Here is a 15,832-nt window from a genome sequence, read left to right on the forward strand (position 1 = left end):
GATGTCCGATGAAAACCTGACCGCAGCGGATGAAGCCCCACGGGCCAAACCCCGCGTCGCGGTGCTTTTTGGTGGCCGGTCCAGCGAGCATGCCGTGAGCTGCGTGACCGCTGCCGGCGTCCTGGGCGCCATCAACAAAGACAAGTACGATGTCATCCCCATCGGCATCGCCAAATCGGGGCAATGGGTGCTGGCCGCGGGGGATACCGCCCAATGGTCGCTGTCCGCGTCGTCGCTGCCGGAGGTCCCGCCGTCGTCGGAAACCGTGACGCTCGCCGAGATCGGCGGCGAGCACCAGCTGATCGTCGCCGCACCGAACCAGGTCCCGCAGGAACTCGGAACCGTGGACGTCGTTTTTCCCCTTCTCCATGGTCCCTTTGGCGAGGACGGCACCATCCAGGGGCTCCTGGAACTGTCCGACACGCGCTACGTCGGCGCCGGCGTGCTTGCGTCGGCTGTGGGCATGGACAAGCACTACATGAAGGTTGTGTTCGAGGCCGCCGGGCTGCACGTGGGGCCCTACATTGCCGTCACGGACCGCCAGTGGGTCAAGGACGCGGAGGCCGTCCGCAAGCAGGTGGACCAGCTCGGCTTTCCTGTGTTCGTCAAGCCGGCGCGGGCGGGTTCGTCCATGGGGATCTCCAAGGTGGACTCCCTCGAGGGACTCGACGCCGCCGTCGAGGAAGCCCGGCGCCACGACCTCAAACTGGTCATCGAGGCTGGCATCGTAGGGCGTGAGATTGAGTGCGCGGTCCTGGAAGGACGCGGGACCGATTCCCCCCGGACGTCCATGCCGGGCGAAATTTCCGTCGCCGCCGGAACGCACGAATTCTACGATTTCAACGCGAAGTATGTTGAGGACGACGCCGCCGCGCTGAGCTGCCCCGCCGACATTCCCGACGAAGCCATCGTGCGGGTCCGGGAACTCGCAGCAGCTGCCTTCGACGCTGTGGGTGCCGAAGGCCTGAGCCGAGTGGACTTCTTCTACACGCCCGACGGCGAACTGATCATCAACGAGATCAACACCATGCCCGGGTTTACGCCCAAAAGCATGTACCCGCAGATGTGGGCAGCATCAGGCCTGAACTACGCGGACCTGATTGATGAGCTGATCCATCTGGCCTTGAACCGGAAGACCGGCCTGCGCTGACCGGTCCCCACCGGCACCCTAACCTCGCTCCGCTTCGGCCAGGGAACCCTGCCGGCGTGGGCCCACCACCGGGACCCTACTGACTGGACGGCAGGCTCTGCAGGTCTTCCTGACCCACGCAGTTCCGGCTGGCCGGGATCTTTGCGGCCGCGGCGGAGAGATCAGCCAGGACGGTCGCTGAACTGATGACCTCCGGATCCATCAGGACTTCGGTAGCAGGTTCGCGGCCGAATGTCGTCAGCGTGTAGATCGGGTCGCCCTCCTTGATGACCCAGTCGATGCCGTTGACACTCACGCAGCGGTCCGTCGTCGGGCCAGGAGCGTTGACGCCGCAGCGCAGGATCACCTGAGACGGGTCCCCCCAGGCGGCGGTGGCCTGGCTGTTGGTTTTCCGCAGGGCAGCATCGCCGATGGCGTCAGGAAGGGCCACCATCATCGGAGCGCAGGCCGGGTTCGCCGCGTCGCCTGCGGCGGTGACATCCACAGTCGGGGCACAGGCGGACAAAGCGGCTGCAGTGAGGGCCGCGGTCAGCAGGATTCCGGACACGCTGACAGGCAAGGGAAAACGGGGATTGCGCATCCATCCAGCCTAGCGTCGCCGCCGTATGGAGCGGGACGCAGGAAGGACCGGACGTCCGTCGCGAGGATCTCTACAACAAGGGGCGGACCAGCAATGTCGGTGCCGCGCTGTAGCGTAGGGGCGTGCCTGAAATTCCGTTGACTGAAGAAACGCTGACTGTCGCCGCGCTGTCCGAAGCCGAACTGCTGGCCCGGATCTTTCCGCGGCTGGAAATGGCCGGAACGTACAGTTCGGCAACCCTGCTTGGCCCGGGCGACGATGCCGCCATTATCGCCGCTCCGGATGGCAGGACAGTAATCAGCATCGATACCCAGGTGCAGGACCAGGACTTCCGGCTCCAATGGCCCAGCGGGTACCGCACCACGGGCTTCGACGTCGGCTGGAAGGCGGCGGCCCAGAACCTCAGCGATATCAACGCCATGGGCGGCGTGGCCACGTCGCTGGTGGTGAGCCTGACGTTGCCGCCCGACACCCCTGTCAGCTGGGTGGCGGACCTGGCCGACGGCCTGACTGCGGGAATCCGGGAACTCGGGGCAACAGACTGTTCGGTGGCTGGGGGCGATTTGGGCCGCGGCAGGGAAATCTCCGTGACGGTCGCCGTGCTGGGCTCATTGGCTGGCGGCAACGCGGTCCTGCGGTCGGGGGCCCGTACCGGCGACGTTGTGGCCCTGGCCGGTACGGTGGGCAGGGCCGCGGCCGGGCTTGCGCTCCTGGAAGCAGAGGCTGCTGTGCAATCCCTGGTGCCCGCGCAATGGGCGCTCGTGGAAGTGCAGTGCAGGCCACGGCCGCCACTGTCCGCGGGGCCGCTGGCCAGGTCAGCCGGAGCCACTGCCATGCTGGATATATCGGACGGCCTGGTGCGCGACGGCGGCCGCCTCGCCGCGGCCAGTGGGGTTGTCCTGGACCTTGACCCCGCCGCACTGAAACCTCTCGCGGAAGCCTTGCGCCCGGCGTCGGACCTTCTCAGAGCTGACCCCATGGCCTGGGTGCTGGGCGGGGGAGAGGACCACGGGCTGCTGGCCACATTCCCGGCCGGCGTTCAGCTGCCTGCCGGATTCACTGCGATAGGCTCAGTACAAGCCTTGGGAAGCGCCACACTTCCGGGCGTCACAATTGCGGGCCACGCCGTTGGCACCGGGGGATGGGATCACTTTGCAGACTAAGGTTGCCGCCAACGCGCAAGCGATGAAGCGGTGGTTGGACAAGGCTGAAACCGCCATTGCCAACCACAGCGACCGCCTCAATGCCATCAACATTTTCCCCGTGGCGGACGGTGACACCGGCACCAACCTTTACCTCACCGTTCGGGCGGCCGCCCGTGCCCTGCACAGCGGCCCGGCGGGCCAAGGCGCGGCAGTCCCGGCTGACGCCGGCCAGGCGGATGTCGGAGCGGTGCTGGCGCGTGCCGGAAGGGCCGCGATGGAGCAGGCCCGCGGCAATTCCGGAACCCTCTTCTCGGTCTTTCTCTGCGCCGCGGCTGAACCCCTGGCCGGTCACACCCGACTGACGTCAACCCTCCTGGCCGCCGCGCTGAACCGCGCCCAGATCCGGGCGTGGTCCGCGTTGAGCGATCCCGTCCCCGGCACCATGCTGTCGGTGATGGAAGCCGCCGCACGGGCCGCCGCGGCAGTGGACGCCGGCCACAACGGCGACGACAGCAACCAGGCCCTGGGCAAAGCCCTCGACGCTGCCGTCAACGGTGCGCTGAGAGCAGTTGTCAGCACCGAGAGCCAGTTGGCAGCCCTTGAAGCCGCGCATGTTGTCGATGCCGGGGGCGTTGGCATGCTGCTCATCCTTGACTGCCTCCGCTCCGCCGTCCTGGGCGAAGAACTGCAGGGCGAACTCCTCGACGGGCTGCACGGCTTCGACGTCCAGGACCCCCACATCCACGCTGACATGCCGGCTGACGACGGCGTTGAGGTCATGTGCACCATCAGCCTTTCGCCGCTCAGCGCGGCCACGCTGCGCCAGCGGCTCGACGAGGTCGGCGAGTCCGTCATCATGAGCCAGGTGGACAGTTTGGCCGATGCTGAAGGCAGCTACCGGTGGCGCGTCCATGTCCACGTCCCCGACGCCGCACCCGCGGTGGCCCTGATCCGTTCCCTCGGCGAGCCCAGCGACATTTCGGTCAGCGAACTCGCCCTGGCCCGCGAACCCGAACCAGCTCCGGTGAACTCCAGTGGGCATGAACGCTGAACTGGACCTGGGCCTGGAACGCCTGATCGGAAAGCGGTCAGCGTCGGCCATTGAGAAGCACCTGGGCATCGCCACAGTCGGCGGCCTCCTGAACTACTTCCCGCGCCGCTACCTGAACCGGGGTGAATTGACGCCCATCAGCGAGTTGCCGCTGGATGAAGAGGTCACGCTTTTTGCGCGGGTGCTCTCCAACAGCACGCGCAAGATGCATACGCGCCGTGGTTCCATCACCGACGTTGTGATCACCGACGACGCCGCCTCCCACGGCCGTCCGCGCCTTTCCGCGGTAGGCCCCGGCAGCGGGCACGGCACGCTCAAGATCACCTTTTTTAGCGGACACCGGGCACAGGCGCAGCTCCTGCCGGGCCGGCGCGTGATGTTCTCCGGCAAGGTGACGCGCTACGGAGCGTCCCTGGGCTTGACCAACCCGGACTTCCACCTCCTCGACGAGGACCCGGACATGCCGGTCATGGACCCCGAAAAGCTCGCCGCGATGCCCATCCCGGTCTATCCGGCCACCGCAAAGCTCACCAGCTGGTCGATTCAGAAAGTCATCGCCACGCTCCTGGAAACCGTGGATCTGGATGCCCTGCCGGATCCGCTGCCGGAGGCGGTGGCCCGTAGGGAGAAATTCCTTCCCGTGGCCGAGGCCTACCGGCTCATCCACAGGCCGGAATCGCAGGCTGACTGGATGAAGGCCCAGGAGCGATTGCGCTACCAGGAGGCCCTGGTCCTGCAGGCGGCCTTGGCGCGGCGCCGTGCCCAGCTTGCGGCCGAGGAAGCCACGGCGCGGCGCCCGGCCACGGACGGGCTGCTGGCGGCGTTCGACAGGCAGCTGCCCTTCACGCTCACCGGCGGCCAGGCCGCCGTCGGAAAAACGCTGGCCACGGAGCTGGCGCAGGACAGCCCCATGAACCGGCTGCTGCAGGGTGAGGTCGGCTCGGGCAAGACCATCGTCGCGCTGCGGGCCATGCTGCAGGTAGTGGATGCCGGCGGGCAGGCGGCCCTCCTGGCGCCCACCGAGGTCCTCGCCGCCCAGCACTTCGAATCCATCCGGCGGACCCTGGGCTCCCTGTCCCGTGACCCGATGCTGTCCGCGGACGGGCTGCTGGGCAGCCTGGCCGAAGGGGCGGTGCAGGTCGCCCTCCTCACCGGCTCCATGCCCACCGGCGCCCGGAAACGGGCCATGCTGGACGCCGCATCCGGCGCCGCCGGGATTGTGATCGGCACGCACGCGCTGCTCAGCGACAACGTAGCGTTCTACGACCTTGGCCTGATCGTGGTGGACGAACAGCACCGGTTCGGTGTGGAGCAGCGGGACGTCCTCAGGTCAAAGGCCAACAAACCGCCACACCTGCTGGTCATGACGGCCACGCCCATTCCACGCACCGTGGCCATGACGGTCTTCGGCGACCTCGAAACGTCCGTTCTGGACGAGCTCCCGGCCGGCCGGGCGCCGATTTCCACGCATGTGGTGGGCCTCGCCGAGAACCCCGGCTGGGCAGACCGCATCTGGTCCCGCTCCCGTGAGGAGATCGACGCCGGTCATCAGGTGTATGTGGTGTGCCCCAGGATCGGAACGGACGACGACGGCGACTTCAGCCCGGGGGAAGCGGAACCTTCCGCGGCTGACCTGGCGGGCGACGGCGCTGCGCGGGAGCTCGCGTCGGTGACCGCCGTCGTCGAACATCTCCAGCAGGTGCCGGCTCTGGCCGGTGTGCCCCTTGGGCCAATGCACGGCCGTTTGGACACCGCAGTGAAATCCGCCGCGATGGCCGACTTCACCGCCAACCGGACCAAGCTCCTGGTCTCCACCACCGTTATCGAAGTCGGCGTCGACGTCCATAACGCCACCTTGATGGTGATCCTCGACGCCGACCGCTTCGGCATTTCCCAGCTGCACCAGCTGCGCGGCCGGGTGGGCCGTGGCGGGCTTCCCGGAACGTGCCTGCTCGTCACCAACCTCGAACGCGGGCACCCGAGCCGGCGCCGGCTCGATGCCGTGGAGGCAACCACCGACGGCTTCGAACTGTCGCAGGAGGACTTGAAGCTGCGCCGCGAGGGCGACATCCTGGGCGCGTCGCAGTCCGGCGGCCGCTCCACCCTGAAACTGCTGCGCGTGCTGGAACACGAGGACATCATTGCGCAGGCGCGCCAGGACGCCCAGGAAATTGTGGGCTCGGATCCGGCCCTGGCGCGGCATCCGCGGTTGGCGGAGGCCATTGACGAGTACTTGAACCCCGAGAAGGAGGCGTTCCTTGAGCGCGGATAGGAGGCGGCCATGAGCCGCATCATCGCGGGCGCCGCAGGCGGGACCCCCCTGGTCAGCGTCCCCGGCTCCCTGACCAGGCCCACTACCGACCGCGTGAAGGAAGCACTGTTCTCCCGGCTCGACGCATTCGGGATCATTGCCGGCGCCCGGGTCCTGGACCTGTACGCAGGGTCCGGATCGTTGGGCGTGGAGAGCAGCAGCAGGGGCGCTGAGGCCGTCGACCTCGTGGAATTCGATGCCAAGGCCAGTTCCGTGTGCCAACGCAACGCGGACCTGATCAACGGCGTGCTGGGCCGCAAGGCAGTGACGGTCCACCGGTCCAAGGTGGAGTCCTTCCTGGAGCGCACGGCGGAGACGGCCAGCTGGGACCTGGTGTTCCTGGACCCGCCGTATCCGCTGGATGACCCTGCCCTGTCGGCGGTGCTGGGCAAACTCGCCGATCATCTGGCTCCGGCGGCCGTGGTAGTGGTGGAGCGGTCCTCGCGTTCACCGGAGCCGTTCTGGCCCGCCGGCCTGGAACGGTTTGCCGAGAAGAAGTACGGCGAAACGCGGCTCTGGTTCGCGGAGCCATTTGTGCCGGACGCCATCACGCCGGACGCCATCACGCCGGACGTTGTTATTGAGGAGCAGCCGCCGAAGCAGGTTTAGGGCCTGGGACGCCTGGGACGCCTGGGACGCCTGGGACGGCGGGGAGTCTGCGGCTCAGCCGGCCAGCCTATCCAGGTCCACGCCGGCGAGAACCTTCGCGGGGTGGGGGCCGCGTGCCGTCAATTCGGCTGACCAGGCTTCGGGCCAGGGCGCCTGCGTTCCGGCGAGGATGATGTTGCCGGGGTAGCGGCCCGCGAACATCCCGGTTTCGGCGAAGGCCGCCACGTCGGTCATGGCGCGGCGCATGGCGGCGGCCTGGCTTCGTACCAGGGTCAGGCCGGGTTCATCGCCCACGTTGACGATCAGCAAGCCTTCCGGTGCAAGGCGTGCACGCGTCTCCTGGTAGAACTCCTCGCAGGCGATGTGGGCCGGGGCTTCCGGACCCGAAAAGATGTCCAGGATCACGACGTCGAACAGAAGTTCCGCGTTCAGGTCCGCCAGGGCGTCTCGGGCATCGCCGATGACGGTGTGCAGCTCGGTACCGTCAGGCAGGGGGAGTTGCTGCAGGACAAAGTCGAGGAGCTCGCGTTCCAGCTCCACCGCATACTGGACGGATCCGGGCCTCGTCGCCTGGATGTAGCGCGCAAGGGTCAGGGCTCCGGCCCCAAGATGGAGCGCGGTGATTGGCCGGCCTTCGGGAGCGGCGAGGTCCACAATGTGGCCGATCCGTCGCAGGTACTCGTAGAAGATCTCCTCGGGATGCGCCAGGTTAACATGGGACTGCTCGGCCCCGCCGATCCTCAGGACGTAGCCGCCGTCGGTGAAAGCATCGGGCTCGATGGAGGCGTGCTGTCCCGTGGTCCGCAGGAACCGCGTGGAACGTGTGCCGTCGGGCTCCGCCATCAGAGCTTTCCGCGGAGGGTCGCCAGCCTGGCGGCGGCCTCCTCGAGGAGCTCCACTTTCTTGCAGAACGCGAATCTGAGCAGGCTCCGTGTCCGTTCCGCGCCCTCCGGGTGGCAGAACACGGGGACGGGGACCGCGGCCACTCCCACCAGTCCGGGCAACCTGCGGGCCAGGTCCACGGAGTCGCCAATGCCGAGGGGTGCGGTATCCACGTTGACGAAATAGGTTCCCTGCGGCGTGTAAACGTCGAATCCTGCGGCGCGAAGGCCTTCGCTGAGGATGTCCCGTTTTTTCTGGAGAGTGGCCGCAACGCCCTGGTAAAACTCATCCGGCAGTGCGAGGCCGGTCGCAATGGCCGCCTGGAACGGTGTACCGGAGCTGTAAGTCAGGAACTGCTTGACCGTCCGGACAGCCGCCACCAGATGGTCCGGGCCGGTCAGCCAACCGATCTTCCAGCCAGTGAAGGAGAAGGTCTTTCCGGCGGACGAGATGGTGATGGTCCGCTCCGCTGCACCCGGCAGGGTGGCGACAGGAATGTGCCTGGCGCCGAAGGTGAGGTGCTCGTACACCTCGTCGGTGATGATGAGGCAGTCATGCTTTGCGGCAAGCTCAACGACGCGCTGCAGAACATGGCGGGGGAAGACGGCACCGGTGGGATTGTGCGGGTTGTTCAACAGCACCACCCTGGTGCGGTCGGTGAAGGCCGCCTCCATGGCCGTCATGTCCGGGTAAAAGTCGGGAGCCAGCAGCGGGGCGGTGACGTGAGTGGCCCCTGACAGGCCGATGACGGCGCCGTACGAGTCATAAAACGGTTCGAACGTCAGCACCTCATCGCCAGGGCCGACGAACGCCAGCAACGTTGCGGCGATCCCCTCTGTGGCGCCGGTAGTGATGATGACCTCTGTGTGCGGGTCCGGGGCCAGCCCGTAGAACCGCTCCTGGTGGGCAGCCACGGCCTCACGCAGTTCCAGGATGCCCTTGCCGGGCGCGTACTGGTTGGCCCCGGCTTCGATCGCGGCCATCGCTGCCGCCTTGATTTCCCGCGGTCCGTCCTCGTCAGGAAAGCCCTGCCCGAGGTTGATGGCGCCGGTCTGCGCCGCCAGCGTGGTCATCTCTTCGAAGATGGTGACGCCCAGTTGGCCGGCAGGTCCCAGCAGATTGGCGCCTGAGGCGGTGCGCTGCCACGGGGCAGGCACGGTGGGCATGGAAAGGTCCCGTGGTGGATGCATCCAGTCATGGTATCCCGGCCGTCCCATGCGGTAGGTTCGGTGCATGAGACGCGCTGTCTGCCCCGGATCCTTTGACCCCATTCACAACGGCCATCTCGAGGTCATCGCCCGTGCCGCCGGCCTCTTCGATGAGGTGATCGTGGCGGTTTCGACCAACTATGCGAAGAAGTACATGTTCAGCCTGGGGGACCGTCTGGATATGGCGCGCGAAACCCTGGCATCCCTCAAAGGCATTGTGGTGGAACCGGTGGGCGACGGTCTCCTGGCCGAGTACTGCCGCCAGCGCGGTGTCTCCGCGATCGTCAAAGGTCTCCGCTCATCCTCAGACTTCGACTACGAACTTCCGATGGCAACGATGAACCGCCAGCTCAGCGGCGTGGAAACGGTGTTCCTGCCGGCGGAGGCGCACTACCTGCATTTGTCATCCACCCTGATCAAAGAGGTGGCCGGCCTGGGTGGCAGCGTGTCCGACTATGTGCCCCGGTCGGTACATAAAAGGTTGCTCGCGGGCGGGTCTGCGCCCGATCAGCCGGCAAGAGGGTAGGCTAGTCCGGTACTTCGACGGCCGTCCGTCGCCTGGTTTGAGTCCCTGCGGTTCTTCAGGCTAAGATGGTACGTCGGTCATATGTTCAACAGGAGTTCTCATTAAACGAGATGCTAGTTCGCCCTTGGCGTTCGACGTCAAGGATCTCGGGCGCAGCCCGGGCAGCATGCGGACACTGAAGGAACATGTACCCGCACCAAGTGATCTTGGTGTGGCACTCATTGGCGTTCAGGAAGGCTCGGACATCGAGCTGGATCTGAGGCTTGAGGCCGTACACGAAGGAATCCTGGTATCAGGAACCGCAGTCGCCGAAGTAAAAGGCGAATGCGGCAGATGCCTGGATCCCCTTGCGTATGACCTTGAGGTCAATGTGCAAGAACTTTTCTTCTACGAGGGCGTTGTGCTTTCGGACGAAGAAGACGAAGAAGAGCAATATCGAGTCGAGCGCGATGTCATCGATCTTGAGCCGGTGTTGCGGGACGCAGTTGTAACCATGCTGCCGTTCCAGCCGGTGTGCCGGGAAGACTGCCAGGGCCTTTGCTCCGAATGTGGAGTCCGCCTGGAAGACGAGCCGGGGCATCACCACGAGATCGTAGATCCTCGCTGGGCTGCCCTAGCCGACTTGGCTAAGCCTGACCGGCAAAACTGATTTGTACGTGTTTGTCTAGAGAGAAATGAGTTAGCCGTGGCTGTCCCGAAGCGGAAAATGTCTCGCTCGAATACCCGCGCCCGCCGCTCCCAGTGGAAGGCAACTGCCCCCCACTTGGTGAAGACTGTCGAAAACGGCCAGGTTACCTACAGCCTGCCGCACCAGGCAAAGGTCGTTACCGACTCGGCTGGCACCGCGCTGTTCCTTGAGTACAAGGGCCGCAAGGTCGCAGACGTCTAATCGGCCGCTTGGGCTGACATGATGTCTTCAACTGAAGAGCTTCTGAAGCGTCTCGGTGTCTCCATTGACGCCGGGACGCTTCGTCTTGCTCTCACACACCGTTCCTACGCCTACGAAAACGGCGGCATCCCCACCAACGAGCGGCTCGAATTCCTGGGCGACTCCATCCTGGGCTTCTCCGTGACCGATGCCCTGTACCGGGACAACCCCACGCTGCCCGAAGGCGACCTTGCCAAGCGCCGCTCTGCGGTTGTCAGCACGCGCGCCCTCGCCGGCATCGGCCGCAGCCTGGGCATCGGGGACTATATCTACCTGGGGCAGGGCGAAAAGCTCACCGAGGGCAAGAACAAGGCCTCCATCCTGGCGGACACCATGGAGGCACTCATTGGTGCCACTTACGTGTCCAACGACATTGAGACTGCCCGCCAGCTGGTCATGCGCCTGATTGGGCCGCTCCTTAGGGATGCGGCCGCACTCGGCGCCGGCACGGACTGGAAGACCAGCATCCAGGAACTGGCAGCCAGCCGGCAGATGGGCACTATCTACTACGCCGTTGAGGGGGACGGGCCCGACCACGCCCGTACTTTCGCGGCTGTCCTGAATATCGGGGGCAAGCCATATGGCAATGGGTCGGGCCATTCGAAGAAGGAAGCGGAGCAGGAAGCTGCCGCGGACGCCTGGCGGCAGCTCTCCCCAAGCGCGGGAGCCGCCGTGGCCTCAGCGGCGGAGGACGCATCACCAGAGTCCTCCCGCAGCGTCTAGGCTGAGCCGTGCCCGAACTGCCTGAAGTCGAAGTAGTCCGCCGCGGACTGGTGAGTTGGGTCCGCGGCCGGACCATCACATCGGTGGACGTGCTGGATCCGCGTTCGCTCCGCCGCCATGCCCTGGGCGCCGAGGATTTCAGAGGCAACCTCCAGGGTGCCACGGTTGTGGACGTGGTGCGCCGCGGTAAATTCCTTTGGATGCCGCTGTGTGAGACACCCGGCGCCACCGACACGCCCACCGTCGCACTGATGGCCCACCTCGGGATGAGCGGCCAGCTCCTGATGCAGGACGCGGACGTGCCCGACGAGAAACACCTCAAGGTCAGGCTGCGCCTGAGTCCCGGGGCCGGTATGCCTGAACAGCTCCGGTTTGTGGATCAGCGGATTTTCGGCGGGCTGTTCGTCACCGGCATGGTTCCCACGGACGACGGCGGCCCGGGCGGCCAGGCGGAATCTCCCGTTGCGTTCATCGCCGAGGAAGCCTCCCACATCGCCCGGGATCCCCTGGATCCGGCGTTTTCCTTTGACCTTTTTTACAGCCGGCTGCGAAAGCGCAAGACGGGCCTCAAACGCGCCCTGTTGGACCAGGGTCTCGTATCAGGCATCGGCAACATCTATGCCGACGAGTCCCTGTGGCGGGCAAAACTGCATTACGCCAGGCCCACCGATACGCTGCGACGCGGCGACGCGGAACGGCTCATCACCAGCGCGCGCGAAGTCATGCTGGACGCACTTGCCGCCGGCGGTACCAGCTTTGATTCGTTGTACGTCAACGTCAACGGGGCCTCTGGTTACTTCGACCGCTCCCTGAATGCCTACGGGCGGGAAGGGAAACCCTGCAGCCGTTGTGCCGCCGTCGGGATTAACTCCGTACTCCGCCGCGAGCTGTTCATGAACCGCTCGTCCTACACCTGCCCGGTCTGTCAGCCGCGCCCGCGCAACGGCCGCTGGTAGGCCGCCGTCGCCCTGCCGGCCATGATCGGGCGCTGCCCGGTGCAGGGACAGACACCCGGCAATCCGTGGAAACCCGCAGGGACGCAGTAGATTTGGGGCAGCAAAGCAGCCGCTTCAGCCATTCAGGAGACCAGAAACACCTTGCACCTCAAAAGCCTTACCGTCCGTGGGTTCAAGTCGTTTGCGTCGGCCACGACCTTCGATTTTGAGCCCGGAGTCACGGCAGTGGTGGGGCCGAACGGTTCCGGCAAGTCCAACGTGGTGGACGCCCTCTCCTGGGTGATGGGGGAGCAGGGAGCCAAAACGCTCCGCGGCGGCAAAATGGAGGACGTCATTTTTGCCGGGACTTCCGGGCGGCCGCCGCTGGGCCGGGCCCATGTGTCCCTGACGATCGACAACGCTGACGGGGCGCTGCCCATCGAATACAGCGAGGTCACCATCTCGCGGACCCTCTTTCGCACCGGGGGCTCTGAATACGCCATTAACGGCGCCAGCTGCCGTCTGCTCGACATCCAGGAACTGCTCTCGGATTCCGGTATGGGCCGGGAAATGCATGTCATCGTGGGCCAGGGGCAGCTGGACAAGGTCCTGCACGCCACTCCGGAGGACCGCCGCGGCTTCATCGAGGAAGCGGCCGGGATCCTCAAGCACCGCCGCCGCAAGGAAAAAACGGTCCGCAAGCTTGAGGCCATGCAGGCGAACCTGCAACGGCTGAGCGACCTGACGGGGGAGATCAGGCGCCAGCTCACACCACTCGGCAAGCAGGCTGATGTGGCGCGCCGCGCCCAGCGGGTCCAGTTCGATGTCCGGGACGCACGCGCACGGCTGTTGGCCGACGACCTCGTCCAGCAGCAGAGTTCACTCGAGCAGGACGTGGCTGACGAAACGGCGCTGAAGGCCCGCCGTGCCGTAGTGGAGCAGCAGCTGGAGGAGGGGCGCCGCCAGCAGGCAGCTGTGGAACAGCTCGCCGCCGAGGCCACGCCAAAGCTCAACGCCGCGCGGGATACCTGGTACCGGCTCTCCGCTTCCAGGGAACGGCTCCGTTCGCTGGGCTCACTGGCCCAGGAACGCGGCCGGCTGCTGGGTGCCGTTGATGCTGAACCGTACTCGGGCAGGGATCCTGAGCAGCTGGAACGGCAGGCCGTCCGGGTCAGGGATGAGCTGACGGAGCTGGAGCGCCACATCCTGGACCGGCGCAGTGCGCTGGACTCAGCGACGGCTGCGAAGACCGGGGCCGAACTCGAGGCGTCTGCCGAGGAAAAAAGGCTCACTGCCGTCCTGCGGGCCGCAGCGGACCGGCGCGAGGGCTTGGCGAAACTTGCCGGACAAGTTGGTGCGGCAAGATCGCGGGTTGAATCAGCGCAGGCCGAGCTGGGCAGGCTGCGGGAATCACTCGCCGCCGGACAGGAACGCCGCCGCCGGGCCCAGTCGGAGTTCACCGCCCTGGAAACCCAGGTGGCGGGGGTCGAAGAGGGGGAGGAAAGCCTCGACGCCGACTACGAGGACGCCAGCGCAGAGCTCGACGCCGTCGTCCAGGACATTGCCGATCTGACCTCCGCAGGGGGAGAAGCTGTGCGCCAACGTGACGCCCTCGTGGCCCGACGGGACGCACTGCAGCTCGGCCTGAACCGAAAAGACGGCGCGGCGCACGCCCTCAACTCCGGGCTGGATGGCGTTGTGGGCACGCTTGCCTCGGGCCTCACCATTCAGCCGGGTTATGAGACGGCGATTGCCGCGGCGCTGGGCGACGCCTCCGAAGCGATAGTGGTCCGGGATCCAGCCGTGGCCGCCGTCGTGGTGCAACTTCTGAAGGACGACGATGCGGGGCGTGCCTCCCTGCTGCTGGCGTCTGCTGTGCCCCTGCGGGACGCAGACTCCGGCACGGGCGTACCCTTGCCGGCAGGCGCACGCTGGGCTGTGGACCTGGCATCCGGCGGGGGCGTGACCGCACCCGCCGTGGCCGCGCTCCTGACCGGGGTGGCAGTTGTTGAAGACCTGGATGGTGCGGGGCTGCTGGTTGCCGAACGCCCGGACCTGACAGCCGTGACCCGGGCCGGGGACGTGTTTACCGCCCTCACAGTGACTGGAGGCTCGGCGAAGGCGCCGTCCTTGCTTGAGGTGCAGGCCGCCGTGGACGACGCTGAGGCCCGGCTGGCCGTTGTCACCGCGGATCTGGAACGGAACAGGTTCGCCCTGGCAGGCGCCGAGGTCCGGCGCGCCGAGGCGCTGTCGAGGGCAGAAGCTGCCCTGGACCGCCTGCACGATTCTGACGCCCGGCTCGCGGCCGTGGCCGAAAGGCTCGGCCACCTGAACTCCGTTCTGCGCAGCGCCGTCGGCGAAAGCGACAGGCTGGCCGCTTCGCTGGCCAGGGCCGAGGGCAATGTTGTCACCGCGGAACAGGCGCTCGCCGCCGTTGCGGCGCGGCTGGCTGCGGCGCAGGAGGCGCCGGCCGAAGAGGAACCCTCCACCGAACAGCGCGATGCGCTCGCATTGGCCGCATCCCTGGCCAGGTCTGCGGAGATGGACGCGAGGCTCTCGCTGCGCAGCACCGAAGAGCAGCTGACCGCCACCCGCAACCGGGTTCTCTCGCTGGAGCGGGCGGCGGCCACCGAACGACGGGCGCGTGAAGAGGCTGCCGAACGGGCGCGCCGCCGTCGGATCCAGGCCAGACGGGCGGCCGCCGTCTCCGCTGCGGTGGAGCTGGCAATCCGGTTCATCGATGTTTCTGTTGAGCTGGCCAGGCATGAACGTGACCTCGCCGAAGAGAACCGGGAAGAGCGGGACCGTGCGCTGCTGGCGACCCGGACAACCAATGACACCCTGGCGCGTGAGCTGGGGGAACTGACCGACTCGGTTCACCGGGACGAACTGGCCCGCGCCCAGCAGCGGGCACGGATTGAAGCCCTGGAAACACGTTCCATCGAGGAACTCGGGATCACCCCCGACGTGCTGGTGGCGGACTTCGGCCCGGACGTTCCCGTGCCCGTGCCCGCGGAGGAAAGCGGGGACAAATGGGCGGCACTGCGGACACCCGTGGACGACGACGGCACACCGGTCCCCGAAGGCAAGCCCTTTGTCCGGGAGGAGCAGGAGAAGCGCCTCCGGAAAGCCGAGAGGGACCTGTCAGCCCTGGGCAAGGTCAACCCGCTGGCGCTGGAGGAGTTTGCGGCCCTGGAGGAACGCCACCAGTTCCTCAGCACCCAGTTGGAGGACCTGAAATCCAGCCGTAAGGACCTGCTGGACATCATCAAGGAAGTGGATGACCGGGTCCAGCGGGTCTTTACCGAGGCCTTTGAGGACACCCGGGACCAGTTCGTCCACGTCTTTGAACGCCTCTTTCCCGGCGGCGAAGGCCGGCTGGTGCTGACGGACCCTTCGGACATGCTCACCACCGGAATCGAGGTCGAAGCGCGACCTGCCGGCAAGAAAATCAAGCGCCTCTCACTGTTGTCAGGAGGCGAACGGTCCCTCACCGCCGTCGCCCTTTTGGTTGCTATCTTCAAAGCCCGCCCCTCGCCGTTCTATGTCATGGACGAGGTTGAAGCGGCCCTTGATGACACCAACCTCAGCCGGCTCATCACCATCTTCGAAGAGCTCCGGGAGTCGAGCCAGCTGATCGTGATCACCCACCAGAAACGGACCATGGAAGTGGCTGATGCGCTGTACGGCGTCACCATGCGCGGGGACGGCGTGTCCACCGTCATCAGCCAGCGGCTGGGCGCCGACGTCTAGCATCCGCGGCAGGTGGCCGCCCCGAACGCCT

At 66.4% G+C, this 15,832-nt stretch carries 14 protein-coding genes; 11 read left to right on the forward strand and 3 right to left on the reverse strand.

The window, feature by feature from the left end; genetic code table 11:
- Nucleotide 1 precedes the first annotated feature (1 nt).
- Nucleotides 2–1,150: a D-alanine--D-alanine ligase family protein gene (locus NG698_RS12050; protein WP_252609963.1), complete on the forward strand. Its 1,149-nt coding sequence runs from the start codon at nucleotides 2–4 to the stop codon at nucleotides 1,148–1,150.
- Nucleotides 1,151–1,226: 76 nt separating this feature from the next.
- On the opposite strand, the gene NG698_RS12055 is transcribed toward NG698_RS12050, so the two are convergent.
- Nucleotides 1,227–1,730 (reverse strand): DUF3515 domain-containing protein, encoded by a 504-nt coding sequence (locus NG698_RS12055; RefSeq protein ID WP_252609965.1) that lies wholly within the window; start codon nucleotides 1,728–1,730, stop codon nucleotides 1,227–1,229.
- 122 nt (nucleotides 1,731–1,852) lie between these two features.
- Between NG698_RS12055 and thiL the strand changes: the two genes are divergently transcribed.
- Genes thiL through rsmD form a run of 4 tightly spaced genes read left to right on the forward strand, consistent with a single transcriptional unit; the run spans nucleotide 1,853 to nucleotide 6,846 of the window.
- Nucleotides 1,853–2,893 carry a thiamine-phosphate kinase gene (thiL, locus tag NG698_RS12060; protein ID WP_308293033.1) on the forward strand — a complete coding sequence of 347 codons (1,041 nt, stop codon included), beginning with the start codon at nucleotides 1,853–1,855 and terminating at the stop codon, nucleotides 2,891–2,893.
- A gap of 22 nt (nucleotides 2,894–2,915) precedes the next feature.
- On the forward strand, nucleotides 2,916–3,926 hold the full coding sequence (locus NG698_RS12065) for a DAK2 domain-containing protein (protein WP_252609968.1): 1,011 nt from the start codon (nucleotides 2,916–2,918) through the stop codon (nucleotides 3,924–3,926).
- Complete coding sequence (locus NG698_RS12070; protein WP_252609970.1) at nucleotides 3,916–6,198, forward strand: ATP-dependent DNA helicase RecG; 2,283 nt, start codon at nucleotides 3,916–3,918, stop codon at nucleotides 6,196–6,198. Before NG698_RS12065 ends, NG698_RS12070 begins: the two co-directional genes overlap by 11 nt.
- 9 nt (nucleotides 6,199–6,207) lie before the next feature.
- Nucleotides 6,208–6,846: a 16S rRNA (guanine(966)-N(2))-methyltransferase RsmD gene (rsmD, locus tag NG698_RS12075; protein ID WP_252609972.1), complete on the forward strand. Its 639-nt coding sequence runs from the start codon at nucleotides 6,208–6,210 to the stop codon at nucleotides 6,844–6,846.
- A 54-nt stretch (nucleotides 6,847–6,900) separates the two neighbouring features.
- On the opposite strand, the gene NG698_RS12080 is transcribed toward rsmD, so the two are convergent.
- The gene (locus NG698_RS12080) at nucleotides 6,901–7,689 is read right to left on the reverse strand and encodes a spermidine synthase (protein WP_252609974.1); all 789 of its coding nucleotides are present in this window, start codon (nucleotides 7,687–7,689) and stop codon (nucleotides 6,901–6,903) included.
- Nucleotides 7,689–8,918, reverse strand: a complete 1,230-nt coding sequence (locus NG698_RS12085; protein ID WP_252609976.1) for an aminotransferase class I/II-fold pyridoxal phosphate-dependent enzyme — start codon at nucleotides 8,916–8,918, stop codon at nucleotides 7,689–7,691. The genes NG698_RS12080 and NG698_RS12085 overlap by 1 nt, the downstream gene beginning before the upstream one ends.
- A gap of 43 nt (nucleotides 8,919–8,961) precedes the next feature.
- On the opposite strand from NG698_RS12085, the gene coaD reads away from it, so the two are divergent.
- The 6 genes from coaD (at nucleotide 8,962) to smc (ending at nucleotide 15,801) form a co-directional block, all read left to right on the forward strand.
- Nucleotides 8,962–9,462 (forward strand): pantetheine-phosphate adenylyltransferase, encoded by a 501-nt coding sequence (gene coaD, locus NG698_RS12090; protein WP_141140891.1) that lies wholly within the window; start codon nucleotides 8,962–8,964, stop codon nucleotides 9,460–9,462.
- 124 nt (nucleotides 9,463–9,586) lie between these two features.
- Entirely contained in the window at nucleotides 9,587–10,111 is a 525-nt protein-coding gene (locus NG698_RS12095; protein ID WP_082576166.1) for a YceD family protein, read from the forward strand.
- A gap of 36 nt (nucleotides 10,112–10,147) precedes the next feature.
- A complete protein-coding gene (gene rpmF / locus NG698_RS12100) occupies nucleotides 10,148–10,351 on the forward strand; it encodes a 50S ribosomal protein L32 (RefSeq protein ID WP_009356569.1) in 204 nt (67 codons plus the stop codon).
- A gap of 21 nt (nucleotides 10,352–10,372) precedes the next feature.
- Nucleotides 10,373–11,113 (forward strand): ribonuclease III, encoded by a 741-nt coding sequence (gene rnc, locus NG698_RS12105; RefSeq protein ID WP_252609978.1) that lies wholly within the window; start codon nucleotides 10,373–10,375, stop codon nucleotides 11,111–11,113.
- An 8-nt stretch (nucleotides 11,114–11,121) separates the two neighbouring features.
- Nucleotides 11,122–12,069, forward strand: a complete 948-nt coding sequence (mutM, locus tag NG698_RS12110) for a bifunctional DNA-formamidopyrimidine glycosylase/DNA-(apurinic or apyrimidinic site) lyase (RefSeq protein WP_252609981.1) — start codon at nucleotides 11,122–11,124, stop codon at nucleotides 12,067–12,069.
- Nucleotides 12,070–12,210: 141 nt separating this feature from the next.
- Complete coding sequence (smc, locus tag NG698_RS12115) at nucleotides 12,211–15,801, forward strand: chromosome segregation protein SMC (RefSeq protein WP_252609983.1); 3,591 nt, start codon at nucleotides 12,211–12,213, stop codon at nucleotides 15,799–15,801.
- The last annotated feature ends 31 nt before the right edge of the window (nucleotides 15,802–15,832 follow it).

Source organism: Pseudarthrobacter raffinosi (assembly GCF_023913735.1).
GTDB lineage: Bacteria > Actinomycetota > Actinomycetes > Actinomycetales > Micrococcaceae > Arthrobacter > Arthrobacter raffinosi.

Coding starts and splice junctions, on each gene's coding strand:
- rnc (WP_252609978.1), top strand. CDS start 10,373: ATGTCTTCAACTGAAGAGCTTCTGAAGCGTCTCGGTGTCTCCATTGAC.
- NG698_RS12055 (WP_252609965.1), bottom strand. CDS start 1,730: ATGCGCAATCCCCGTTTTCCCTTGCCTGTCAGCGTGTCCGGAATCCTG.
- NG698_RS12080 (WP_252609974.1), bottom strand. CDS start 7,689: ATGGCGGAGCCCGACGGCACACGTTCCACGCGGTTCCTGCGGACCACG.
- NG698_RS12085 (WP_252609976.1), bottom strand. CDS start 8,918: ATGCATCCACCACGGGACCTTTCCATGCCCACCGTGCCTGCCCCGTGG.
- coaD (WP_141140891.1), top strand. CDS start 8,962: ATGAGACGCGCTGTCTGCCCCGGATCCTTTGACCCCATTCACAACGGC.
- NG698_RS12050 (WP_252609963.1), top strand. CDS start 2: ATGTCCGATGAAAACCTGACCGCAGCGGATGAAGCCCCACGGGCCAAA.
- rsmD (WP_252609972.1), top strand. CDS start 6,208: ATGAGCCGCATCATCGCGGGCGCCGCAGGCGGGACCCCCCTGGTCAGC.
- NG698_RS12065 (WP_252609968.1), top strand. CDS start 2,916: ATGAAGCGGTGGTTGGACAAGGCTGAAACCGCCATTGCCAACCACAGC.
- NG698_RS12070 (WP_252609970.1), top strand. CDS start 3,916: ATGAACGCTGAACTGGACCTGGGCCTGGAACGCCTGATCGGAAAGCGG.